The sequence below is a fragment of the Halomonas sp. YLB-10 genome (assembly GCF_003856855.1).
In the GTDB taxonomy this organism is placed as follows: Bacteria; Pseudomonadota; Gammaproteobacteria; order Pseudomonadales; family Halomonadaceae; genus Halomonas; species Halomonas litopenaei.
On the sequence record NZ_RRCU01000001.1, the window covers coordinates 866,648 to 889,368 of the forward strand.

The window sequence follows — 22,721 nt, forward strand, 5'->3', positions numbered from 1 at the left end:
TTACGATTGCTGCTGTCGCGCCTGGTCCTGACGCCGCGACGCCTCGAGAAACCAAGATGACCATCGACACCGCTTCCGCCGCAGCCTCGCCCCTGCCCTCCTACCTCGAGCGGATTCGCCGTTTTCCGGCGATTCGCGATCGCAACGACATCGAGGTCATCGAGGCGACCCCGTGGACCTCGCTGGAGCTGCCCGACAGCACCCTCGAGCTGATTCAGATCAGCGCCAGGCGCCGACCCGACGCCACCGCGCTGCGCTTCGTGATGGACGCCACGGCCCAGCAGCAGGGACAGCGCTACACCTACGCCGAGTTTCTTGCCCGTGTGGTGCAGGCTGCCAACGCCTTTCACCGCCTCGGCGTGGACGCAGACGACGTGGTGTCCTTTCTGCTGCCGAGCCTGCCCCAGACCCACTTCACCCTGTGGGGCGGCGAGGCGGCCGGCGTGGTCAACCCGATCAACCCGATGCTGGAGCCTGAGCATATCGCCGGCATCATGAACGCCGCCGGCACCCGAGTGCTGGTGGCGCTGGCGCCCTTTCCGGGCAGCGACATCTGGGACAAGGTGGAAGCCATCAAGGACCGGGTACCAAGCCTTGAAAAGGTGCTGTACGTCGATGCCGCGCGCTTTCTCGGCGACGACGAAGCCCGGGCACTGCGCGAACGTCTGCCGCTGCCCGACGCCGCCGACTGGTGCGAGGACTTCGACCGTTGCCTCGATCGGGCCCCCGCCGATCGGCTCATCAATGAACGTAGGATTCACCCCGAGGAGCGCGCCTCGCTGTTCCACACCGGGGGCACCACCGGGTTGCCCAAGCTGGCACCCCATAGCCACGCCAACGAGGTGGCCAACGCGGCGATGATGCAGATGCTGTTTCGCCACCGGGAGGACGCGGTGATCCTCTGTGGCCTGCCGCTGTTTCACGTCAACGCCGTACTGATCACCGGCCTGGTGCCGCTGATGATCGGCGCCGAGATTCTGCTGGCCACCCCGGGCGGCTTCCGCAGCCCCGGCCTGGTCGACAACTTCTGGTCGCTGGTGGAGCGCCACCGGGTCAGCTTCTTCAGTGCGGTGCCGGCGATCTTCTCTCGCCTGCTCGAGGTGCCCTTCGGTGACGCCGAGGTATCGAGCCTCGAAAGTGCATTGAGCGGCGGCGCCCCCCTGCCCCGGGCAGTCCACGGCCACTTCGAGGAGCTGACCGGCATCTCGCTGATCGAGGGCTTCGGCATGACCGAGGGCACCTGCGGCAGCATGGCCAACCCGCTCGCAGGCGAGCGTCGCACCGGATCGGTGGGCCTGGCGCTGCCCTATACCGGTGCCCGGGTGGTCGCCCTCGACGACCAGGGCCGCTACCTGCACGACTGTGCAGTCAACGAGATCGGGACGCTGTTGATCCGCGGCCCCAACGTCTTCGACGGTTACTCCAGGCCCGAACAGAACCGCGACATCTGGGTCGAGGATGGCTGGTTCAACACCGGCGACCTGGCCCGCCAGGATGCCGACGGCTATTTGTGGATCACCGGGCGCGCCAAGGATCTGATCATCCGCGGGGGGCACAATATCGATCCGCAGATGATCGAAGACGCGCTCTACCGCCACCCCGCGGTGCAGATGGCCGCTGCCGTGGGCAAGCCCTGCGAGCGGGTCGGCGAACTGCCGGTGGCCTACGTCAGCCTGCAGCCCAATCGCCAGGTCAACGAGGACGACCTGCTCAGCCACTGTCAGGCCCACCTGGCCGAGAAGGCCGCCATCCCCAAGAACATCTGGATCCTCGACAGCATTCCGCTGACGGCGGTGGGCAAGGTGTTCAAGCCGGCCCTGCGACAGGACGCGGTCACCCGGGTCTATGGCGAGATCGCCAACGCCGAACTGGGGCCCGGGGTGGCTCGAATCACGGCATGCCAGGATGCGACCCTCGGCCTGGTGGCGGAGATCAGGGTGCCGGGCGATGTCGATCTTTCCTCTCTCAAGGCCCGCCTCGAGGCCTTCCCGATTCCCTGTCGCTGGCGACAGGCATCCTGATCACCGAGAGCGTTTGGCACACCGTCGACCACCACCATCCACAAGAGGCCACGCTTGTCAGACTGCCATGACAGGCTGGCGGCTGGAGAGCCACCATGTTCGAACATCGTCACTTCGTCATCACCGGAGGTTCCTCGGGTCTGGGCCTGGCGCTGGCACAGCGGCTGGTACGCGAGGGCGCGCGGGTCACCCTGGTGGCCCGCAACGAACAGCGCCTGCTTGCCGCGCTCGAGACGCTGCGAGGCGAGTCGCCGGCGGCGGTGGTCGACTGTCGGGTGGCGGACGTCACCGATGAAACCGCGACGCAGGAGGCCATGGCCGCCATCGCCGCCGAAAGCGGCGCCATCGACGGTCTGATCAACTGCGCCGGGGTAATGCGCGAGGGTTACTTCGAGACACTGACCCAGCGGGACTTTCGCGAGGTCATGGAGGTCAACTACTTCGGCCCGCTCAACGCCACTCGGGCGGCGCTGCCGTTCCTGGCGGCCCAGGGCGGGCGCCAGCACGGACACAAGGGCAATGCCCCCGCGGCCTGGCTGATCAATATTGCCTCGGTGGCGGGATTGACCGGGGTCTTCGGCTACACCCCCTACTGCGCCAGCAAGCACGCCCTGGTGGGGCTGACCGAGTCGCTCTACTACGAGCTCGCGCCCCAGGGCATCCGTGTACAGCTGGTGTGCCCAGGCGAGTTCGACTCGCCCATGGTCGACACCCTGGAACAGGGCCGGACGCCGGAAAATCGCGCCCAGACCCTGTCCATCCCCAAGGCCAGCCTGGACGCCATCGCCGACGATACCCTCACGGGACTGCACAAGGGTGACTACCTGATCGTGCCGACCCGCCAGGCACGCCTGGCCACCCTTGGCATGCGCCTGGTGCCGGGTCTGTCACGCAAGCTGATGACGCGGACCCTGGCGCGGGTCTATCGAGGCCCTGCCCGCGAGCCGCTGGAGCCGGGCGGGCAGACCTGAGCCAGGCCAGGCATCACTGCCGATCCTTGCGTGACTGCACAAAAGTCTGATGGTCCTGGGCCACACAACGCGCGTAACTGTGCGCCAGGGTGGTCACCATCTCGACCACCTGATCGAGGTGACCGTCGACCCGCCGGCCGACCGCCCGGGCAAAACGGCCCGGATCGTCCGGCGTCAGCGCAGCGGCGCCGCGCAGGTGCTCGCGGGCGAGGATGCCACCCCACTGCTTTACCAGCTGGCGATAGTCCTTGCCGCCCTTCAGCTTGTGGGTAGGAAAGTCTTCCTTGTAGGGCGAGCGCTCGCGCACCGAGAACACCTTGTCGCCCAGGTGCAGCCAGCCCAGGTAGATATCCGGGTGTTCGGCGATGGCGTGGAAAGCGGCGGCATGGCGAATGCCCTCATGGGGAAAGGTCGCCTTCCAGGCGCGCTTGCCGGCCTCGCTCATCAGCACCAGCCCGGCCGGCCCGGGCTGCTCCTTGACGTCGAGAATGACATCGTCGTGCTCGTGGTCCTTGCCACCCTCGATCAGCACGTAGAAACGGTCCAGTCCCAGTGAACCGGTGCCCGCATCCAGACGCCGCGCGGTGTCCTTGATGCGAAAGTGCTCGTCCTCGGACTCGCTGCGCTCGCCTTTCAGGGTATCGCGATACTCCTCGTTGATGGCCTTGCGCAACTGGCTGTCCAGGTGGGCAGGCAGGTTGGACAGCTTGCCCTCACGCTCGAGCCGGCGGCCGTCATCGTCGAGCCGGGTCCACTTGTCGAGCATCTTGGCCCGACTCTTCTTGCGCTCGACCTTTTGCATGAACGGCTTGAGCGGCCCCTTGGCGCTCTCCACATTGACGTACCCTGGGGTCTCGCCTCGGCGATGGTCGGCAAGCTCCCGATGGTAGGCAAGCACCAGGTGCTTGAGACCACGGCGCAGCGCCTTGGGCGAAAGACCCTGATTGTCGTGGGCGTCCAGCACCAGACTGATGGCCAGGCGCCAGAGATCATACTGATAGTCACCGATCAGCGAGTCGTCGAAATCGTCCATGCCGTAGCGCACGTGGTCATCGTGGTGGCCATAGGCGCCGAAGTTGAAGGCGTGGGCGTCACCCTGCAACCAGGTCTGGGTGTCGACCTGACCGCCGTAGAGCGAAAAGCGCCAGTCATGCCAGACATCGGCCCAGTACAGATGATTGGTGCCTCGAAAGAAGGCGTAGGGCGAGGCCGCGATCTTGTCGAACTTGGCCTGCCGGTCGTCTTCCCTGAGACCGGTATTGGCTGCCTCGATGGCGTCAAGCACCTGACGCGGACGATTGTGGCGAGTCAAGGGTAGCGACATGCGGTTCTCCTGTGCGGGGGGGACAACGATCTTCCAGTGAGTGCCGATTTCCGCCATTGTGGGGACAAGGACGCGATAGACTTGTCCTCAAGCATACCGTCTGGGAGAGGGACATGCCTGCGCCGTCCACCAACCTGAACGCCACCCGCCAGCCAGGCGCCCCGGGCCACGCATCAGGCGCCCGCGCATCCCACCCCATGACGCTTGATCTCGCGACGCTGCGACGAGCCCGGCTCAGTCGGGACCCACGCTTCGACGGTCGCTTCTTCGTGGCGGTGCTGACCACCGGTATCTTCTGTCGGCCCATCTGTCCGGCGCGACTGCCGCGGGAAGACAACGTGCGCTACTACGAAAGTGCGCTGGGCGCGCTCCAGGCGGGTTACCGACCGTGTCTGCGCTGTCGTCCCGACAGCGCCCCGGGCTCGCCTGCCTGGCAAGGTAGTGACACCACCCTCAAGCGAGCGCTTGCGCTGATCGACCAGGGCGCGCTGGATGGTGACTCGGTCGAGGCCCTGGCCGCACGGCTCGGTATCGGAGCTCGCCATCTGCGAGGGCTGTTTCAGCGCCACCTGGGCATTTCGCCATCAGGCTATGCGCAGCATCGTCGCTGTCTGTTCGCCAAACAGTTGCTGCATGAATCGAGCCTGACCATCGGCGAGGTCGCGCTGGCCAGCGGCTTCGGCAGCGTACGACGCTTCAACGAGGTGTTCCGCGAGCGCATCGGACTCAGCCCCCGTGATATTCGCCGGCGCGTGTCGAGCACCAGCACGCGCAAGGACACGGGGCAGGGGCTCGGCCAGTGCCTGAGCCTGACCCTCGGCTATCGTCCCCCTTACGCCTTCGCCACGCTGCACGACTTCTTCGCTCGCCGAGCGATCCGCGGTCTCGAGTGGGTCGGCGACGATCACTACGGCCGACGTTTCCGCTGGCGTAGCGCCCGTGGGCACTTCACCGCCTTCCATCAGCCCGAACGCCATGGCTTTCGTGTCGAACTGGTCATCGACGATCTGAATCAGGTGACCGGCGTCATCGCCAATATTCGGCGCATGCTCGACCTGGACGCTACCCCCTCATTGATCGACGCGACCCTGCGCGACGCGGCTCCCGGTCTGTCACTGGTGGAAGGCCTGCGCCTGCCTGGGCTATGGTCACCCTTCGAGGCTGCCGTTCGCGCCGTACTCGGCCAGCAGGTCAGCCTCGTCCAGGCGCGCGCCCTGACCCAGACGCTGGTCGATGCCCTCGGCGAGAGGACCCCGGACGGTGGCTGCCACTTTCCGAGCGCGGCGTCGCTGGCAGGCTCGCCGCTTGCCTTTCTCGGCATGCCCGACAGCCGACGCCAGACGCTTCGACGCCTGGCCGAGGCGGTGGCAGGTGACGAGCGCAAGCCTCCGCACTGGGAGGACATTCTCGGCATCGGCCCCTGGACCGCCGGCTACGCCCGTCTAAGGGGCGAAAGCGATCCCGATGTCTGGCTCGCCGGTGACGCCGTGATTCGACGCGTCCTGTCCCCCCCTTCATTGGCTGGGGGCGACAGCGACATCGGCATTGACATTGACAAGGCCCGCCCCTGGCGCAGCTATCTGCTGCTGCAACTCTGGAGTCATGACCATGACAACGACCCTTGATCCCATCGCCTGTCTCGACGCCTTCGCTGGACTCGAGGTCTACCATCCGCCCGAGGTCGACGCTCTGGGAGCCATCGTCATCGCCGCTACCGCTGGCGGCGTCGCCCGACTCGACTTTATCGACATCGGTCGTGCCGAGACCATCACGGCTCGCCCCTCGGAGCACACTCGCGCCTGCCGCGAACAGCTTGATGACTACTTTCAGGGGCGACGCCAGAGCTTCTCGCTGCCGCTGGATCCCCTGGGCACCGACTTCCAGCGTCAGGTGTGGAAGGCGCTGTCGGAGATCCCCTTCGGCGAGACCCGAAGCTATGCCCAGATCGCCGAAGGACTCGGCCGCAAGGGAGCCCACCGGGCGGTGGGCGCGGCCAACGGACGCAATCCCATCGCCATCGTGGTGCCCTGCCACCGGGTCATCGGCAGTGATGGCAGCCTTACGGGTTATGCAGGTGGCATGGGGCGCAAGCAATGGCTGCTGGCCTTCGAGGCCCAGGAAGTGCCGCTGGAGCTGTGCTGACCAGTTCCTGACCGCCTGACCGCCTGACCGCCTGACCGCCTGGCAGCCTGACAGGGCTCTCTATCGTCAGGTGGCATGGGGCGCAAGCAATGACTGCTGGCCTTCGAGGCCCAGGAAGTGCCGCTGGAGCTGTGCTGACCAGTTTCTGGCAGCCTGACCGCCTGACAGGGCTCTCTATCGCCAAGCGGCCCCTCTTCAGGATTCGACGCTGGCGGTCGCCACCCTGGGATCGAATACCAGGTGGGCGCGGATCGCCTGGACGCCATCGAGGGGTTGTTCGTAGCTCCACACCGAATCTTCGTAACGGCGGCCGTTGACCTCCACATGGAAGTAGCGAGCGTCACCCTTGAACGGGCAGTGGGTCCGGGTGTCGCTTTCCACCAGACGGCTCATGTCGACGTCGCTGCGAGGCAGGTAGAGACGTGGCGGGTAGCCCGGTTCGGTGAGTTCCAGCGCGTGCAGGGTGTCGGCCAGGACCTGGCCTTCGACGTCCACTCTTACGCGGGTGGTCAAGGGGTAGATCGAGATTCGCTCCGTACGGGGGGTATCCATCGGCAGCATCCTCTGCGTGTCGGGAAGATGACGGTCTCGTCGAGTGCTGGCGAAGACCGAACCGGATTCCCGGGTGCCCTGCGCGGGCCCATTCCGAAGACCCCCGACGCCATCGCCTGCTCTCAAATTTCCATGAATCACAGTACCACGCCTGTAGAACACACTTTCAGCGTACTTTTTGCTGATTCAGCCTGATGCGCCGATTCAGCACAGCACTATCGCCCAGAGCTAGTGAGTGCTTATTAAGTGGTATCCGATATCCAGGTTTTTTATGCTAAGGACCGGGCGTGCGCTGAAATTCGGGCGTCGCTCTTGTCATGTCGTCCGTCCATTCGACTGCCCCCTCGTTCGACTGACCTGGTGTCTCATTCGCCCCGTCGCCATCCAACGCTCATCCAAGGACATCCGATGCCCCCCTTCGCACGTACCTCCCTCATTCTGGCGCTTCCTCTGCTGACCACCGCCTGCGCCGGCATGTCCACCAGCAAGCCTGCCGTGGCCCAGCAGCTCGACTGGTCCGCCGCTCCGGTCTATTCCACCCTGACCCTGAGCGCCGGCTTCCAGCCGGATCCCCAGACCCTCGACGTGATGGCCGGCGGCAATACCCGGGCCAGTGTGGTCAGCGCCGACTGCGCCGGCTTCGTCAACGCCGAGGCTCCGGATGTGGACATCAACTACACCGCCGGCAGCTATCCGCTGAAGATCGCCGCCACCTCGGCCAGCGATACCACCCTGGTGGTCTACGACGCCAGCGGCATCTGGCACTGCAGCGATGACGCCGACGGCACCGATCCGGCGGTGGTACTGACCTCGCCCCCCAGCGGCAACTACAACGTCTGGGTCGGCAGCTACGATGGCAGCGGCCAGCTGGCACCCGCGACCCTGGTGGTATCCGAGTCGCTGTCCACCAGCAGTGCAGCGTCGGCCGGCGCCTCTGCCAGCGCATCGAGCAGCTACGTCGGTGGCGAGATCGAGTGGGGCGACGACGGCAGCCAGTGGAGCCACGACGGTGAGTGCGATGATCCTCGCTTCGCCGGCCCCGGCGTTGCCAGCGGCAATATCGAAGCCGATCGCTTCCACGACGCCAGCGACTGCCGCAGTCTTTACGAACAGGGCCGCCTCTACCTGCGCTAAGGCTTGCCTAAAAAGTACTGGCGCTAGTCGACGTTTCGGTCAAAGCCCGAGGCTTGTCTGAAAAGTGACTGCGCTGGCTCACTGGCGGGATGGGGCCCTGGCCGAAGGGCCAGTCGGCCAGACTGGGGATAGAGTGGAGATTGAGTTGAGATAGGGTGGAGACAGAGCGCAGACAGAGAGGGGGCATGACGCCCCCTGTCCATGCCACCGGCCTTCCGTTATCTCCTTTCATTTCACTGTCACCTCGAGGTGCCAGACTGGACTGCCACTTTTCGCGGTGACGTCATGGAACACAGCCCTCAACAATCGCAACAACCCCTCCGACAACAGCCGCGACGCCACCTGGATATCTTTCTGACCTTCCTTGGCCTCGGGCTGACGTCCTTCGGCGGTCCGGTCGCTCATCTGGGGTACTTCCATCAGGTCTTCGTCAAGCGCCGAGCCTGGCTGAGCGAATCCGCCTACGCCGAACTGGTGGCGCTGTGCCAATTTCTTCCCGGCCCGGCCAGCAGCCAGGTGGGGCTTGCCATCGGACTGATCCGCGGCGGCCTGGTCGGCGCCCTGCTGGCCTGGCTCGCCTTCACCCTGCCCTCGGCACTGGCGATGATGGCCTTCGCCTATGGTGCCGGTGCCATGGACGGCGCCCTTGGCGAAGCGCTGATCCACTCGCTCAAGCTGGTCGCCGTGGTGGTCGTCGCCCAGGCCCTGACCGGCATGGCCCGCAGTCTCTGCCCGGATCTTCCGCGTGCCGGGATGGCGCTGGTGGCGCTTGCCATCATGCTGGTCGTCGGCGGCATCGGCGCCCAGGTGGCGGTCATCGTGCTGGGAGCCCTGGCAGGTCTCCTGCTGCTGGAAGGCGCGACGTCAACGTCGACCGACGACGCTGGCGTGCCGGCACCATCGCTGGCGTCCTGGGCGAGTCCCGTTGCCCTGGTGCTGTTCGCGCTGCTGCTGGGAGGGCTGCCCCTGCTGCACTGGCTCTCGCCCAACGCCTGGACGACGCTGGCCGACGGTTTCTATCGCGCCGGCGCACTGGTGTTTGGCGGGGGCCATGTGGTGTTGCCGCTGCTGGACGCCGAGGTGGTCGGCCGCGGGCTGGTCTCGACTCAGGAGTTTACGGCTGGCTACGGCGCCGCTCAGGCTGTTCCGGGGCCGCTGTTCACCTTCGCCGCCTATCTGGGCAGCGTTGCCGGTGGCGTGTGGGCGGGCGCCCTGGCGCTGGTCGCCATCTTCCTTCCCGGGGCCCTGCTGGTGATCGGGCTGTTGCCGGCCTGGCAACGGCTCGGCCGTCGCCCTCGCCTGAGGGCCGCCATGAGCGGTGCCAACGCCGCCGTGGTCGGGCTGCTGGGGGCCGCCTTCATCGATCCGGTGTGGCAAAGCGCCATCGTCTCGACCCTCGACGTGGCGATCGTAGTGGCAGGATTCGTGCTGCTGAAGCGGCTGCCGGTGTGGGCACTGGTGCTGGCGTTTCTGGCGTTGGGGCTGGTCAGGGGGCTGCTGGGCTAGGGCTTGTCTGAAAAGTGCCTGCGCTCGGTAATACGGCGTTAAAAATCGGCTGGTGCGCCAGCCCGGTCAAAATGCTCATTTACACCCCGTAAACTGCGCTTTCTCACCGATTTTTGCCTTGTCTAACCTTCGCTCGTCGACTTTTCGGACAGCGCCTAGGGCTTGGCTGGTACGAAAGGTGCCTGCCTGCCCATGAAGAAGGTGTCGCTCCCGACGCCGGCGATACCAGCAGCCGGCCGTCAGGTCCGGCCCGGACTCAGCAGGGAGTGCCGGCGTGATCCCGCTTCAACTGGTAGAACTGGTCGACGATGTCGTCCATGGCCTCGGCGTCATAGGGACACAGGCCACTGACCACCAGCTTCTTGCCACCATGACCGATACTTTCTCCAGCGGCGTCAATGGCGAACTCGAGATGCACGTCACCGCGCTTGCCGATGACCTCCAGGCGGGAATCCAGCAGCCGTAACGCTGGCGCCAGCGCATCCAGTCGCGTCAGCGAAAAGCCCATACTGTCGTAGATCACCAGCGGCCGCTTGGGATTGAACATGACACCGCAGTCTTCCATCAGCGGCTTCATGTAGTGAGGAAAGTTCTTTCCCGAAAACGCCACGTAGCAGCGCGTGAAGGCTTCGACGACGCTCTCGTCGAAGGTCACCTCTCCGCGCCGTTCGACCTCCAGATAGCACTTGCCGTCATCGTCCAGCACCCGTATCACCCGGTCGCCTTCCTCGCGAAAACTGAGCGCCCGATCCGCCCCCACCATGGCGAGAAAGCGAAAGTTCATGTGCGGCGACAGTCCGAAACGCTTCAGCACCAGAGCGAACAACAGGTCGCCCGGTACGCAGAACCGCCGTGCGCCCGGTGTGTGAATGGGGTTGAAGTCGCCGGCTATGCACTTGGCGAAGCGGCTCGCCTGGTCAGCGGAAATCACGATGCGATCATCGACGCAGGAGTGGTAGTCATCAAGAAACATGGAGCAGGCGCCTGGCTGAAACTCAAGATGGAGCTCCCGGAGGCTCTCCAGGCGAGCATGATGCCACAGAACCTGCCGAGATGAGCACCGCCGGCATCAACTAGCACAGATTCTTGCCCCGACAACCGGACAGGGCCTCACTACTCCTACCAAAGGTGCATTCCAGCGCGCCTTTGGCAGCATATTGCAGTGCAAAACGCTGTGGTAGTCTCGACGTCGATTTCTCCCTTTCTCATTCACTTTCAGGATGACATCGTCATGCATAATTATGACAACAAGAGGATACGACGACCGGGTCGCTGGCTCGTCCTCGCCGCTCTGCTGTTGATGGGGCTCACCCTGGCGGGAGCCAGCCAGGCGGTGACCGGAGAACTCGACCTCACCGGCTCCTTCGCCGGCTTTCTGGCGGTGGCCATCTTCGTGCTGGCCTACGCCCTGGTGATGGCGGAAGAAAAGCTGCACATGCGCAAGTCCAAGCCCGTGCTGGTGGCGGCAGGCCTTATCTGGGCGCTGATCGGCTGGACCTACGTGCAATCCGGTATGCCGGATGAGGCCGAGCATGCCTTCCATATGACGCTGCTGGAATTCTCCGAGCTGATGCTGTTCCTGCTGGTAGCGATGACCTACATCAACGCCATGGACGAGCGCCGGATCTTCGATGGCCTGCGTTCCTGGATGGTCCAGAAAGGCTTCAGCTACCGCACCCTGTTCTGGCTCACCGGCGGCCTTGCCTTCGTCATCTCGCCGATCGCCGACAACCTGACCACGGCGTTGCTGATGTGTGCGGTGGTGACCAAGGTGGCCGAAGGGGACAAGCGCTTCATCAATCTCTGCTGCATCAACATCGTGGTCGCGGCCAACGCAGGTGGCGCCTTCAGCCCCTTCGGCGACATCACCACCCTGATGGTCTGGCAGGCCGGCCTGATCGAATTTCAGGAGTTCTTCGAACTGCTGATTCCCTCGCTGATCAACTTTGTGGTCCCGGCGGTGGTGATGAGCTTCTTCATCCACAATCGCACCCCGGACAGCCTCGAGGAGACGGTGGAGCTCAAGCGTGGGGCACGCCGCATCATCGTCCTGTTCCTGCTCACGGTGGCCACCGCCGTTGCCTGCCACACCCTGCTGCACCTGCCGCCGGTGCTTGGCATGATGACCGGACTGGGCTATCTGCAGTTCTTTGGCTTCTATCTGCGCAAGAGCCTGCCCAAGTCGCTGGACCGCAAGCGCACCGTCTATACCCAGAAGGGCGACTGGAAGAAGCTCGAGCAACTCGGCAGCGTGGTCCCCTTCGATGTGTTCAACCGGGTCGCCCGGGCTGAGTGGGACACCCTGCTGTTCTTCTATGGTGTCGTCATGTGCGTTGGCGGTCTTGGCTTCATGGGCTATCTCGGACTGCTGTCTGACGTGATGTACAACCAGTGGGACGCGACCTGGGCCAATATCGCGCTCGGTGTCATTTCGGCGGTGGTCGACAACATTCCGGTGATGTTCGCGGTACTGACCATGGAGCCAGAGATGTCCCACGGCCACTGGCTGTTGATCACCCTGACCGCTGGCGTCGGTGGTAGCCTGCTGTCGATCGGTTCCGCTGCTGGCGTCGCGCTGATGGGCCAGGCACGCGGCTATTACACCTTCATGGGCCACCTGCGCTGGGCCCCGGTGATCGCGCTGGGCTACGCCGCCAGCGTCGCGGCGCACCTGTGGTTGAACCAGGCCAGCTTCGCCATTCAGGGCTGAATCCCGGCCGTCCCTCTCTCTGCCATGCCACCTTCGCAAGCACCACATCGCCTTGCGTTGGTGGCATAAACTCTTTACTACCTCTCTTTTCCCCCACAGTGACTCACCTTAGGATAAGCTTGTTAATGCACAAGCTGGGCGCATTTGATGCGTAACGACATCTGGCTATCTACCTATAAAGAGCGTTTTTCTGCGGCCAAGCCCAAGAAATGCGACGTCGCAAGGAAGCCATGCAGGGAATCCGGAGCACTATGACACAGTGGATGCCACTCTCCAGGTGGCGATTGTCCTCCATCGAGGCTGCAGAGAGGCTGCGTTGATGCGTCGGTTATCTCTTCGCCTCCTGTTCTGCATCTGGACGGTCCTGATCTCCGGAGGGCTGGCCAGCACGGCTGCGTGGGGAAAGACCGCAGACGAGGTGGTGGTCATTTCTCATCCTGGCCTTGCCCTGAACGAGCTCGACCGCGATACCTTGCGGGCGATCTTTGCCATGCGCCTGCGCACCTGGCCCAGCGGGCAAGGCGCGGAGGTGTACGTCCTGGCCAGTGACGACCCCGTCCACGCCACCTTCGTCAAGGAATGGCTGTCTGTCTATCCTCACCAGTTGCAGCTGGCCTGGGACCGCATCGTCTTTTCGGGTACCGGGCAGGCGCCACATCGTGTGCGCAGTCAGCAAGACATGATCGACACGGTGGCCACCACCCCCGGAGCCATCGGCTACATCGAAAGGGAGTATCTGGATGAGCGCGTCCAAGCCATTGCCAGGGATTAGGTCGGTGGGTTGCCGCCTGGGGCTGCTGGCGCCTTCGCTGCTGGTGCCGCTGCTGCTGGTGTCCACCGCACAGGCGTCCCCCCTGGACACCTTCCAGGTGCACGGTTTTCTGAGCCAGGCGCTGGTGATCACCGACGACAACAACATGTTCGGCGACAGCAGCGATAGTGGCGGCAGCTGGGACTACACGGAGCTCGGCATCAACGCCTCCATCCGACCCACCGAGAACCTGCTGCTGGCCGCCCAGGCCCTGAGCCGGCGCGCCGGCGAGGTCGACAACGGTTCGGTGGAACTCGACTACGGTATCGTCGACTGGCAGATGCTGTCCGACCGGGATCGCACCTTCGGCATTCAGGTCGGGCGCTTCAAGAATCCCTTCGGCTTCTACAACCAGACCCGGGACGTGGCCTTTACCCGCCCCAGCATTCTGCTGCCACAGTCGATCTATTTCGACCGCACCCGTTCCCTGGGGCTGTCTGCCGACGGCGTCAGCCTCTACCACGAAGAGCGCATCGACAACGGCGTGATCCATGCCCAGCTGGGTGTCGGCCAGGCGCAGGTGGATGACGATGTGGAAGAGGTGCTGGGTCTCGATGTGTTACCCGGCTCCTTCGACGCCGACACCTCGGCGGTAGGCCAGGTGCGCTACGAACACGACGGCGGTCGCATGGTATTTGCCGTCAGCGCGGCTTCGGTCAAGGCCGACTACGATTCCCCCGGTGCCTTTCCCGGAGACGGCAAGCTCGATTTCCAGCCGTGGATCTTCTCTGCTCAATACAACGCCGAGCTGTGGAGCCTGACCGCGGAGTACGCGCTGCGCGACGTCAGCCTCACCGGCTTCGACGCCTTCGAGGACAACGAGAACCAGGGTGAAAGCTGGTACGTGCAATATCGCCGGCGCTTCCTCGACGACTGGCGCTGGCTGGTCCGCTACGACAGCCTGGTCAACGACCGCGACGACCGCAACGGCACCGACTACGAACGCGAAGGCCGTGGTCCGGCCCACTCCCAGTACGCCAATGACTGGACCTTCGGTCTACAGTGGCAGCCCCATTCACGGGTCATGCTGGCGGGCGAATATCACTATGTGGACGGGACCGCCTGGCTGCCGGTTCAGGATAATCCAGATCCTGAAGACACCGAGCGACGTTGGAACATGTGGCTCTTCCAGCTCTCGTTGAGGTTCTGATGCCGGTTACCAGCCCGTCACGCCCCGAGCGCCTTCGCCTGGGCCTCACATGGCGAGTGGTCACCCTCACCAGCCTTTTGCTGGTGGCGTTGGCAGTGCTGTTCACCTACCTGTCTCACACCAACCTGACACGTCAGTTCACCGCCACGCGCCAGGAGCAGATCGAGCGCCAGCAGCGTGAGCTCGAGTTCGCCATCCGCCGTTCGGAAAAAGGGTTGCAGCAGCTGGCGGGACTGATCGCGGCCTCGCCCGACCTGGGCCCTGCGCTGGAGCAGGGGGCCCCGCCGTCACCGCCCGAGGCGCTGTCCCCTGCGTTGGCCTCACTGTGGCCCTCGCTCCAGCTGGAGGCGGGTATCGAACAGATGCTGGTCTACGATGATCGCACCCGTGCGGTCATGTCGCTGGGGCTCGAACCAGGCCAGTCGCCGCCGCCTCATTATCGGCGCTGGGTGGAAAGCGTCATGTCCCGGGAGCTCCCCCTGTCGCCGCTCGAGTGCTCTCCCGAGTGCCGCCAGTATGCCGTGGTCCCGATACTGGCCAGCGGCGGCAGCGCAGGCACCCTGCTGCTGTCTCGCTCGTTGGCGGACGTCGCCCGCCAGACTCGCGAGATATCCACCAGCGAGGTCGCCCTGATCAGCGTCGATACCAGCGCCACCGAAGCCGCCTTTGAACCACGTCGACTGGACGGCTGGAAGGGACGGGTACAGGCGGTGACCAACGCCTCACAGAGCCTGCCGCTGCTGCACCAGGCAAGCCGAAAAGGTTCCCTCGAGGCATTGGCGCAGGAACCCCTGCGCCTCGAACAGCAGGGACGTCATCTCGAGCTTTCCGCCGTCCCGCTGACCTCGTCCTCCGGGGCTCGTGCACCCGCCTATTTCGTGCTGATCTCGGACATCACCACCCAGATCCATGCCATCCAGCTCGATACCCGGACCCAGATGATGGCCAGTCTGTTTGGCTGGCTGTCTGCCGAACTCCTGCTGCTGGCGATCCTGCTGCGTCCCATGGCTCGACTGCGCCGGGTGGCCTCGGTGCTGCCGCCGCTGGCCAGTGGTGGCTTTTCCCAGGCGCGCGAAGCCTTGCCGCTGGCGCCACGTCGCCTGCCGGACGAGATCGACGTGCTGGAATCCAGCACCCTGACCCTGGCCGACAAGCTCGAGCGCCTGCAGCGCCAGGTGGCTCAGCGGGGGGATGAGCTGGCACGTCGTATCGATGAATTGGCCAGGGAGCGGGACTTTGTCAGCAATCTGATCGATACCGCCCAGGTGCATATCCTCACGCTGGACGAAGAGGGGCGCATCGACATGGTCAACGACTACCTCAAGGACCAGCTCGGCTGCCCCTCCCAGGAACTGCTGGGGCGTCGTTTCGACGACATCTTCGGCGCAGGCCCGGGGGACAGCGAGCCCAGCCAGCCCTTGCATCAGGAAGAACGCACCCTGACCCTTCCCGATGGGGAGCCACGCACCATCATCTGGTACCACAGCCCGCTGAAGAGCGGTGCCAAAGCCTCCCTGGCACGCATATCGGTGGGACTTGATATCACCGAGCGCAAAGCCGCCGAGGCCAGACTGACCTGGCTCGCCGAGCGCGATCCGCTGACCGAGCTCTACAATCGTCGCTTCTTCCTGGAGTCGCTGCGCAAGGCCCTGGCCCGTGACGAGCAGGGTGTGGTCATGCTGCTGGACCTTGACCAGTTCAAGGAGGTCAACGAGCTCAGCGGCCATCATGCCGGGGATCGCATGCTGCATACCGTGGCCCGCCTGCTGCAGCAGGAGTACGCCCACCGAGGGGTCATCTCGCGCCTCGGCGGCGACGAGTTCGCCCTGCTGCTGCCTGGGGTCGACGACGACCACGCGATCCGCGTCGCCCAGCACCTCAACCAGTTGTTCGAGAGCCTCGGGTTCGTCGCCGAAGGACGTCGCCACCGGGTCACCGCGAGCATCGGTATCGTCCCCTTCCCCACCGAGGGCGCCACCCCCGCCGACCTGATGGCCAGCGCCGACGTGGCCATGTACAAGGCCAAGGCCAGCAACCTGCAACGCTGGCACCTGCTGGCCACTCTGGAAAACGCCCGGGATGAGCTCAACGAGCGTGTCTACTGGGTCGACCGTATTCGCCGAGCCCTGGTGGAGGGTGACTTCGTGCTGATGGTGCAGCCCATCGTGCGGCTGGAGGATCGCTCGATCCGCCACTACGAGGTGCTGCTGCGCATGCGCGACGACGATGGCAGCCTGATATCACCGGCACGCTTCATCCCGGTGGCCGAACATTCAGGCCAGATCGTGGCCATCGATCGCTGGGTGCTGCATCACTGCGTGCATGCCCTGGCGAGGCTCGAGGGCATCAGCCTGGCGGTCAACCTGTCGGGACAGTCGCTCCACGACGAAGGGCTGAAGCAGTACCTGGCCAACCTGCTCACGGTGAGCCAGGCCGATCCCCATCATCTGGTGCTGGAAGTTACCGAGACCGCCGCCGTCACCGACTTCTCCACCGCCCGCGGGGTGCTGCAGAGCGTACGTGATCTAGGCTGTCGGACCGCGCTGGACGACTTCGGCGTCGGTTTCTCGAGTTTCCACTATCTGGGCCAGTTGCCGGTGGACTATATCAAGATCGATGGCTCCTTCATCCGCAGCCTGGCGACCAATCCCGACAGCCGCGTCATCGTCAAGGCGGTGTCGGACATCGCCACCGGCTTCGGCAAACAGGCCGTGGCGGAGTTCGTCGACCAGGAGGCGCTGATCCCGCTGCTGTCGTCCTACAACATCACCTATGGCCAGGGGTATCACCTTGGCCGTCCTGTGCCCTTCAAAGAGGTCTTCGCCTTCGATCCAGTGATCGACATCGATTCGGTAAACTAGTGCATATTGAATGGGTATTATCATAGACAGGGTGTACCGGAGCAGGGAGCCGGACGCCCGCCGGGCCTTTACGGCCCGGCTATAACAACACGGAGGTGATCCCCCATGCCAGCAGCAGACACCGAGAGGCCATCCCGGCAACAGCGCCTGCTGGAGCAGTTCGCCGACCAGTTCCGGGTGATCCTGGTAAAGACGGTCGCGGACAGGGAGCGGGTCTATTCGCTGCGCCATGACGTCTTTCTACGTGAGCTTCAATACGCCCTGCCAGGCGACAGTGACAAGCAACAGGAGCATGATGACTTCGATGAACAGGCCATCCACTGCCTGGTCGAACATCGCTCAAGCGGTCTCGCGGCGGGCTGCGTGCGACTGGTATTTCCCCCCGTCGATCGTCCGGATGACCTGCCGGTGATGAACGCCACCCGCAGCGTCTTCACGGCGCCTTCGCTACATCCGCGACAGCACGACGGGCGCCAGATCGCCGAAATTTCTCGCCTGGCGATCTCGCGGCTTTTCCGGGCCCCAAGCAAGGGCGAAGAAACGCTGCCGGTACAGTTTCCTCCGGAGGAACGCCAGGCATTTCCGTTGATCGTCACCGGCCTGTTCTTGAGCGCCCACGCCCTTGCCGGCCTGACCGCACGGCGACACCTCTACGCCCTGATGGAGCCTCCCCTGGCGCGGCTGTTGACCCTGTCCGGCTTTCGTTTCCAGCCGGTGAGCGACACCATCCACTACTGCGGTACCCGGCGAGCCTACTACATCGACAACGAATGCGCCGAGCGCGAACGCAATCCGCTGCTGACGCCGCTTTACCTTCGTCTGCACGAGTCACTGGGGGCCCAGTTGCCCGCCACCCGGGACCACCTCGACGGACTGGGGAGCCTGTGGCGCTCGACGTCGAGCTGCCGGGTATAGCGAGGCGTCGGTCGAGTGTCTGGCCTCTCGACCCGACCCTTGAGCGGACTTCCGACCCGGCCTCCAACTCAGTCCTCTGGCGACGTAGCCAGGGACCGCCCAGGCAGTCGGCAGTCACGCTCCTCGGAGATGTCCTTGAGGACCAGCCGCGGCCCTGAATACAACCGCCCGTCCCACCCCAGCGTCATGATCGCCAGCACGTTGCGATGCTCACCTTCGCCCAGATCGAACCCGCCGTCGGTAGCGGGCAGGATGCCCGACTGCGGATCCCGTCGTGCCAGCAGCGCTTCATGCAGCACCGCCACCAGTGGATGATCGGCCTGCCCTGCCAACTGCAGCGACAGCGCCACCTCGGCGATGATATCGGCCTTGACCTGCAACAACGCCTCTCCCTGGCCGAGCAACGCCGCCACCGCCCAATCGAGCTCGCCGTCGGACAGCATCCGCTGGTAGTAGTGGCTCGCGGCGATGATGAAGTGGGTCAGGCCGTAGACCCAGTTGCGATATTCCGCCGGTGACAGCTCCTCGATCCGTCCGGGTGGATAACGGTCACGAAAGGCCCGGGCGAGTTCGCCACGCAGATCCACGATCCCCAGCTGGGCCAGGAAGGCGGCCTGGTTGGCCACCTGGGCGGCATACACCGACACCACCTCGGGGTCGGTCAGAAAGGCCCGCCAATCCACTGCGCCCACGGCCTGTTCAAGCGAGCGCCGGTCAGCCTCGGAAAGTTGTCCAAGCAAGCCGTGGTAGCGGGCCTGGGCCAGCCGAAACAGGATGCCCCGAGGCAGCATCATGTCGACATGTTCCGACAGCATGGCCTTGCGCCGACGCTGCTTGGGGCTGGTCTCGGGGTAGGCCGCCAGCAACTCGCGATTGCGCTGGCGAAGCCGGTCACTGTCCGCGACGGTGAAGGCGTCACGCGCGAGCTGATCGAGCAGACGTCGGCCGTAGGCATGATTGGCGCATAGGTAGGCAGGGTCACCGGTCACCCGCCACAACCGCTGGGCGTAGTGGCGCTGCTTGTCGGCGGGAAGAAGGTCGAAGGAGGTTTCATAGACGGCACGGATCTCGGCGGCGGCGCGCCTCTCGGCGATAGTACGACTCTCGCCAGCAGCACCGCTTTCGCCAACAGCAACACTTGCGCCAACCGCACCTGGAGATTGGCCGACAGGAGAAGATCGAGAGGCCTGCTCAGAAACCTGAGTCGAGGCAAAGACGGCAGTGTCACTCGGTAATGACAACAGGGCCGGCGATGCGACGCTCAGCAGCAGCGTCATCGCGCCGAATAGCGTGAACAAGCACGCTCGACGCACCGAAGCGCCCTTCATGGTGGTTTTCAAGCCAGACGGCCGGTCAAGCGACGCTTTCGCGGCGGCGCGTCTGATCACCGCGACCGGCCAACAGACCTGCCACAGAGACATCTTCGTCCAAGGCCTCCCAGTGCAGCCCTTCTCCGCCGCCGATCAGCTCCCACTGCTCACGTTGCTCACGTGAGCCGTGCAATAGCCTGGGAAACCAGGCCAGCGGAATCGAAAGCTCTCGCCCATCATTCAGGGTGACGCAAAATGCATCGGAGGAGAATGCCACATCAACAGCCAGGGGTTCGGATTCAAGACGTAAAGTACGCATGCCATGCCTCCAGAAACTCTGCCTGGTGCCGTTCAACCAGCCGACAGAGCTGGGTGATTTCATGGGCACGCAGACGTTTGCTCGATTGCAACTCGACCGGATCCAGCCAGAATTTCGCGACCTGATCGCCCGCCGCCACGTGAACATGGGGCGGCTCTCGTGGATCGCCTTCGTCGCTGTAGAAGAAAAACCGGTACGGGCCTTTTCTCAAGAGTGTCGGCATCACTCCCTCATGGGGGAGCGGCGTCCCCCTTGTCACCATGCAGGGGACAAATACATCGGCTCACTGAACAAGAGCATGGCACCTGCCACCTCGGTTGAACAGCGCGAACAAGTGAACGCGTCAGATCTCGCTCAGTCGATGTCCTCATCCTCGGGCCACAGGCGAGCGGCCTTGCTTCGGGAGACCATCCTCACCCGCATCTTGGGACGCGCGACGTCGGCGGACGATGCCGTCTCACGGGCCGACGTAAGCGGTGTGTCATTGCCATCGGCCGGCATCGACGCCGGGCCAGCGGGCTCCGCTGCGGCGTCGGCATCCGCCGTCCGACTCGACGCCGACTGGCCAGGAGATGGCTCGATCACCACCCAGGCCAGCACCGGCAGCGCCAGCTGCCAGCGGATTGCCGCGAGCCGCAGCCCCAGGGTGGTGACAAGCGACAGCAGAATGCCAAGCCTGGGGGCGCCGAGACTTGCCAATGCCACGAAGACCACACCGCCGGCGATGGCGGCGGTGGCGTAGACCTCACGACACAGCACCATCGGCACCCGCCTTGCCAGCACGTCACGGATCATGCCGCCGGCCACCCCGGTAAACAGCCCCATCAACACCGCCACGACCCCCGAGGTCCCCAGCAGCATCGCCTTGTTGGCGCCAATGATCACGAACAGCGCCAGACCAAAGGCGTCGGCCACCGGCAGCACCACCCGATTGAGGCGATGGATATAGTGAAACCCGACCAGCGCGCACAGCACCGTGGCCAGGATCACCCAAAGATAGGTCGGATCGCGGATCCAGAACACCGGGGCGACACCCAGCACCAGATCACGCAGGGTCCCTCCTCCGACGGCGGTCACCGCCGCCAGCACCAGCATGCCGATGGGATCCATGCGTGAGCGGCACGCCAGCAAGATGCCCGACAGGGCGAAGACCACCGTCCCCGCCATGTCCAGGGCGTAGACCAGATCACTATCCAAGGTCCCGTTCCTTCTCGATAAGTGTCGCCCGTCCGGGGCGAGCGTCAAAAGCGGGGATCAATGCGCCCTCAACTGGGAGCGTACACCGAACGCGCCCTTTCCAGATGACGCGTCATCTCGCGAATGGCGGCGCCTTCGTCGCCGTTCTTCAACGCCGCCAGGATGCGCTCGTGCTCCTCCAGCGTCACATGCTCGCTGCCTTTCCAGTGGATCAGCGAGGTATGGAACCTGGCCAGCCACTCGAACATCGCCCGACTGACCGCGATGAAGATAGGGTTGCCGGTGGTCTCGGCGATGGCAACATGAAACCCCATGTCCGCCGCGATAAAGGCATCGATGTCCTTGTTCAACGCCACCCGCTGGCGCTCCACCAGCGCCTCGAGGCGCGCCAGATCCTTGGCGCCCACCTGCCGCGCCGCCCGCGCCACCATGCCCACCTCGAAGAATAGCCGCGCCTCCTTGAGGTGTTCGAGCGAGGCGGGTTCGGTCGACAGCAGGTGCATCGCGGTCAGTTCTATCTGGGCCAGCATGCCGTCGGCACTGGGCGTCAGCACCTTGGGCCGCTGCCCGTGGTGGATCGACACCAGCCCCAGTCGCTCCAGCGCCTGCATCGCTTCGCGGATGGCCGGCCGGCCGACCCCGAAGGTATCCATCAATTCCCGCTCAGAGGGCAGGCTGTCCCCCGGCGCATAGTCGCCGTTCAGCAGTTGCTGATAAAGCCGATCGAACACCTCGTCGGACAGTTTGCGGCGAGAAATTTTCAACGAGTCGCTCATGGCCTCTACCTCGCGGCGCCAGGCCCCGCAGCATCCCCATGCCAGCGGTCCTGGAACATGACACTCGACCAAGGTCGTGTTTGACAGCCTCGGCCACTTATATTGTCATCATACCAGTTGTAGTAAAGCTTGCCTCTTCCACTTTTTCACACAGGTTACCTGGCCATGACGACCATTGCCTTGATCGGTGCCGGCGGCAAGATGGGCGCCCGCCTCTCCCGCAATCTCAAGACTTCGGACTTCGACGTGCGTCACGTCGAGGTCAGCGAACAGGGCCGCCAACGGCTGCGCGACGAACTCGGCATCGAGTGCGTCGACAGCGCCGAGCAGGCGGTGGCCGGCGCGGATGTGGTCATCCTGGCCGTTCCCGACACCCTGATCCAGAAGATTGCCGCCGAGCTGTCACCGTCGATCGAAGCCGGCACCATGGTGGTCTGCCTGGACGCCGCCGCCCCCTTCGCCGGCCATCTGCCCGAACGTGACGACCTGGTCTACTTCGTCACCCACCCGTGTCACCCGCCGATCTTCAACGACGAGACCACCCTCGAGGCCAAGCGCGACTATTTCGGCGGCAGCCACGCCACCCAGCATATCGTCAGCGCCCTGATGCAGGGGGACGAGCGCCATTTCGCCCTGGGCGAGGCCGTGGCCAGGACCATCTATGCCCCCGTCGGGCGCAGTCATCGCGTCAGCGTTGAACAGATGGCGCTGCTGGAACCCGGTCTGTCGGAAACAGTATGTGCCACACTGTTATCGGTGATGCGTGAAGCGATGGACGAAGTCGTGGATCGAGGCGTCAGCCATGAGTGCGCCAGGGACTTTCTGCTTGGCCATCTCAACATCCTCGGTGCGGTGATCTTCGATGAACAGCCCGGCGCTTTCTCGGATGCCTGCAATAAGGCGATCGAGAACGGCAAGCCGATGCTGATGCGCGATGACTGGAAGCGGGTGTTCGAGCCGGACGCCATCGCCGACAGCATTCAGCGCATCACCTGAGGGGCCACGCTCTCCACAGAGTCTGA

At 64.5% G+C, this 22,721-nt stretch carries 20 protein-coding genes; 12 read left to right on the forward strand and 8 right to left on the reverse strand.

Features of this window, described 5'->3' with window-relative positions; translation table 11 throughout:
• Nucleotides 1-56: 56 nt before the first annotated feature.
• Together EBB56_RS03600 and EBB56_RS03605 are read left to right on the forward strand one after the other, a co-directional pair.
• A complete protein-coding gene (locus EBB56_RS03600; RefSeq protein WP_124802799.1) occupies nt 57-2,021 on the forward strand; it encodes an acyl-CoA synthetase in 1,965 nt (654 codons plus the stop codon).
• Between the two features lie 95 nt (nt 2,022-2,116).
• Nucleotides 2,117-2,992, forward strand: coding sequence for an SDR family oxidoreductase (locus EBB56_RS03605; RefSeq protein ID WP_124802801.1), 876 nt, complete (start codon nt 2,117-2,119; stop codon nt 2,990-2,992).
• A gap of 13 nt (nt 2,993-3,005) precedes the next feature.
• On the opposite strand, the gene EBB56_RS03610 is transcribed toward EBB56_RS03605, so the two are convergent.
• Nucleotides 3,006-4,316 carry a DUF2252 domain-containing protein gene (locus EBB56_RS03610; protein WP_045992173.1) on the reverse strand — a complete coding sequence of 437 codons (1,311 nt, stop codon included), beginning with the start codon at nt 4,314-4,316 and terminating at the stop codon, nt 3,006-3,008.
• 113 nt (nt 4,317-4,429) lie between these two features.
• Between EBB56_RS03610 and EBB56_RS03615 the strand changes: the two genes are divergently transcribed.
• Together EBB56_RS03615 and EBB56_RS03620 are read left to right on the forward strand one after the other, a co-directional pair.
• Nucleotides 4,430-5,941 (forward strand): DNA-3-methyladenine glycosylase 2 family protein, encoded by a 1,512-nt coding sequence (locus EBB56_RS03615; protein WP_260425277.1) that lies wholly within the window; start codon nt 4,430-4,432, stop codon nt 5,939-5,941.
• Nucleotides 5,925-6,458 (forward strand): methylated-DNA--[protein]-cysteine S-methyltransferase, encoded by a 534-nt coding sequence (locus tag EBB56_RS03620; RefSeq protein WP_124802803.1) that lies wholly within the window; start codon nt 5,925-5,927, stop codon nt 6,456-6,458. Before EBB56_RS03615 ends, EBB56_RS03620 begins: the two co-directional genes overlap by 17 nt.
• A 195-nt stretch (nt 6,459-6,653) precedes the next feature.
• On the opposite strand, the gene EBB56_RS03625 is transcribed toward EBB56_RS03620, so the two are convergent.
• On the reverse strand, nt 6,654-7,010 hold the full coding sequence (locus EBB56_RS03625) for a DUF427 domain-containing protein (protein WP_045992174.1): 357 nt from the start codon (nt 7,008-7,010) through the stop codon (nt 6,654-6,656).
• Nucleotides 7,011-7,418: 408 nt separating this feature from the next.
• Between EBB56_RS03625 and EBB56_RS21825 the strand changes: the two genes are divergently transcribed.
• Entirely contained in the window at nt 7,419-8,144 is a 726-nt protein-coding gene (locus EBB56_RS21825) for a hypothetical protein (protein WP_052704305.1), read from the forward strand.
• A gap of 285 nt (nt 8,145-8,429) precedes the next feature.
• Nucleotides 8,430-9,650 carry a chromate efflux transporter gene (gene chrA / locus EBB56_RS03635; protein ID WP_124802805.1) on the forward strand — a complete coding sequence of 407 codons (1,221 nt, stop codon included), beginning with the start codon at nt 8,430-8,432 and terminating at the stop codon, nt 9,648-9,650.
• Nucleotides 9,651-9,906: 256 nt separating this feature from the next.
• On the opposite strand, the gene EBB56_RS03640 is transcribed toward chrA, so the two are convergent.
• Nucleotides 9,907-10,623: a DUF3581 family protein gene (locus EBB56_RS03640; RefSeq protein WP_045991757.1), complete on the reverse strand. Its 717-nt coding sequence runs from the start codon at nt 10,621-10,623 to the stop codon at nt 9,907-9,909.
• Nucleotides 10,624-10,881: 258 nt separating this feature from the next.
• On the opposite strand from EBB56_RS03640, the gene nhaD reads away from it, so the two are divergent.
• The 5 genes from nhaD to EBB56_RS03665 all read left to right on the forward strand — a co-directional run bounded on the left by nhaD (nt 10,882) and on the right by EBB56_RS03665 (nt 18,097).
• Nucleotides 10,882-12,360, forward strand: a complete 1,479-nt coding sequence (gene nhaD / locus EBB56_RS03645) for a sodium:proton antiporter NhaD (protein WP_045991758.1) — start codon at nt 10,882-10,884, stop codon at nt 12,358-12,360.
• A gap of 259 nt (nt 12,361-12,619) precedes the next feature.
• Nucleotides 12,620-13,132 carry a substrate-binding domain-containing protein gene (locus tag EBB56_RS03650; protein ID WP_231498441.1) on the forward strand — a complete coding sequence of 171 codons (513 nt, stop codon included), beginning with the start codon at nt 12,620-12,622 and terminating at the stop codon, nt 13,130-13,132.
• The gene (locus EBB56_RS03655; RefSeq protein WP_231498440.1) at nt 13,101-14,321 is read left to right on the forward strand and encodes a hypothetical protein; all 1,221 of its coding nucleotides are present in this window, start codon (nt 13,101-13,103) and stop codon (nt 14,319-14,321) included. Before EBB56_RS03650 ends, EBB56_RS03655 begins: the two co-directional genes overlap by 32 nt.
• On the forward strand, nt 14,321-17,182 hold the full coding sequence (locus EBB56_RS03660; protein WP_124802807.1) for an EAL domain-containing protein: 2,862 nt from the start codon (nt 14,321-14,323) through the stop codon (nt 17,180-17,182). Before EBB56_RS03655 ends, EBB56_RS03660 begins: the two co-directional genes overlap by 1 nt.
• Before the next feature lie 105 nt (nt 17,183-17,287).
• Nucleotides 17,288-18,097: a PEP-CTERM/exosortase system-associated acyltransferase gene (locus tag EBB56_RS03665; protein ID WP_052704270.1), complete on the forward strand. Its 810-nt coding sequence runs from the start codon at nt 17,288-17,290 to the stop codon at nt 18,095-18,097.
• Between the two features lie 68 nt (nt 18,098-18,165).
• Here the strand turns inward: EBB56_RS03665 and EBB56_RS03670 are convergent, their stop codons facing one another.
• The 5 genes from EBB56_RS03670 to nanR form a co-directional block, all read right to left on the reverse strand.
• A complete protein-coding gene (locus tag EBB56_RS03670; protein ID WP_185696369.1) occupies nt 18,166-19,395 on the reverse strand; it encodes a DUF3541 domain-containing protein in 1,230 nt (409 codons plus the stop codon).
• A 55-nt stretch (nt 19,396-19,450) separates the two neighbouring features.
• Nucleotides 19,451-19,726 (reverse strand): DUF2442 domain-containing protein, encoded by a 276-nt coding sequence (locus EBB56_RS03675; protein WP_124802811.1) that lies wholly within the window; start codon nt 19,724-19,726, stop codon nt 19,451-19,453.
• Nucleotides 19,707-19,949 (reverse strand): DUF4160 domain-containing protein, encoded by a 243-nt coding sequence (locus EBB56_RS03680; protein WP_124802813.1) that lies wholly within the window; start codon nt 19,947-19,949, stop codon nt 19,707-19,709. Before EBB56_RS03680 ends, EBB56_RS03675 begins: the two co-directional genes overlap by 20 nt.
• Before the next feature lie 131 nt (nt 19,950-20,080).
• Nucleotides 20,081-20,923 carry a trimeric intracellular cation channel family protein gene (locus EBB56_RS03685; RefSeq protein WP_409360199.1) on the reverse strand — a complete coding sequence of 281 codons (843 nt, stop codon included), beginning with the start codon at nt 20,921-20,923 and terminating at the stop codon, nt 20,081-20,083.
• A 68-nt stretch (nt 20,924-20,991) separates the two neighbouring features.
• On the reverse strand, nt 20,992-21,699 hold the full coding sequence (gene nanR / locus EBB56_RS03690) for a transcriptional regulator NanR (protein WP_045991761.1): 708 nt from the start codon (nt 21,697-21,699) through the stop codon (nt 20,992-20,994).
• 165 nt (nt 21,700-21,864) lie between these two features.
• On the opposite strand from nanR, the gene EBB56_RS03695 reads away from it, so the two are divergent.
• Nucleotides 21,865-22,695, forward strand: coding sequence for a phosphogluconate dehydrogenase C-terminal domain-containing protein (locus EBB56_RS03695; RefSeq protein WP_124802815.1), 831 nt, complete (start codon nt 21,865-21,867; stop codon nt 22,693-22,695).
• Nucleotides 22,696-22,721: the final 26 nt, after the last annotated feature.

Excerpts from the sequence above, each read along its gene's own strand:
- EBB56_RS03600 (WP_124802799.1), top strand. The coding sequence starts at position 57 with ATGACCATCGACACCGCTTCCGCCGCAGCCTCGCCCCTGCCCTCCTAC.
- EBB56_RS03605 (WP_124802801.1), top strand. The coding sequence starts at position 2,117 with ATGTTCGAACATCGTCACTTCGTCATCACCGGAGGTTCCTCGGGTCTG.
- EBB56_RS03610 (WP_045992173.1), bottom strand. The coding sequence starts at position 4,316 with ATGTCGCTACCCTTGACTCGCCACAATCGTCCGCGTCAGGTGCTTGAC.
- EBB56_RS03615 (WP_260425277.1), top strand. The coding sequence starts at position 4,430 with ATGCCTGCGCCGTCCACCAACCTGAACGCCACCCGCCAGCCAGGCGCC.
- EBB56_RS03620 (WP_124802803.1), top strand. The coding sequence starts at position 5,925 with ATGACAACGACCCTTGATCCCATCGCCTGTCTCGACGCCTTCGCTGGA.
- EBB56_RS03625 (WP_045992174.1), bottom strand. The coding sequence starts at position 7,010 with ATGGATACCCCCCGTACGGAGCGAATCTCGATCTACCCCTTGACCACC.
- EBB56_RS21825 (WP_052704305.1), top strand. The coding sequence starts at position 7,419 with ATGCCCCCCTTCGCACGTACCTCCCTCATTCTGGCGCTTCCTCTGCTG.
- chrA (WP_124802805.1), top strand. The coding sequence starts at position 8,430 with ATGGAACACAGCCCTCAACAATCGCAACAACCCCTCCGACAACAGCCG.
- EBB56_RS03640 (WP_045991757.1), bottom strand. The coding sequence starts at position 10,623 with ATGTTTCTTGATGACTACCACTCCTGCGTCGATGATCGCATCGTGATT.
- nhaD (WP_045991758.1), top strand. The coding sequence starts at position 10,882 with ATGCATAATTATGACAACAAGAGGATACGACGACCGGGTCGCTGGCTC.
- EBB56_RS03655 (WP_231498440.1), top strand. The coding sequence starts at position 13,101 with ATGAGCGCGTCCAAGCCATTGCCAGGGATTAGGTCGGTGGGTTGCCGC.
- EBB56_RS03660 (WP_124802807.1), top strand. The coding sequence starts at position 14,321 with ATGCCGGTTACCAGCCCGTCACGCCCCGAGCGCCTTCGCCTGGGCCTC.
- EBB56_RS03665 (WP_052704270.1), top strand. The coding sequence starts at position 17,288 with ATGCCAGCAGCAGACACCGAGAGGCCATCCCGGCAACAGCGCCTGCTG.
- EBB56_RS03675 (WP_124802811.1), bottom strand. The coding sequence starts at position 19,726 with ATGCGTACTTTACGTCTTGAATCCGAACCCCTGGCTGTTGATGTGGCA.
- EBB56_RS03680 (WP_124802813.1), bottom strand. The coding sequence starts at position 19,949 with ATGCCGACACTCTTGAGAAAAGGCCCGTACCGGTTTTTCTTCTACAGC.
- nanR (WP_045991761.1), bottom strand. The coding sequence starts at position 21,699 with ATGAGCGACTCGTTGAAAATTTCTCGCCGCAAACTGTCCGACGAGGTG.
- EBB56_RS03695 (WP_124802815.1), top strand. The coding sequence starts at position 21,865 with ATGACGACCATTGCCTTGATCGGTGCCGGCGGCAAGATGGGCGCCCGC.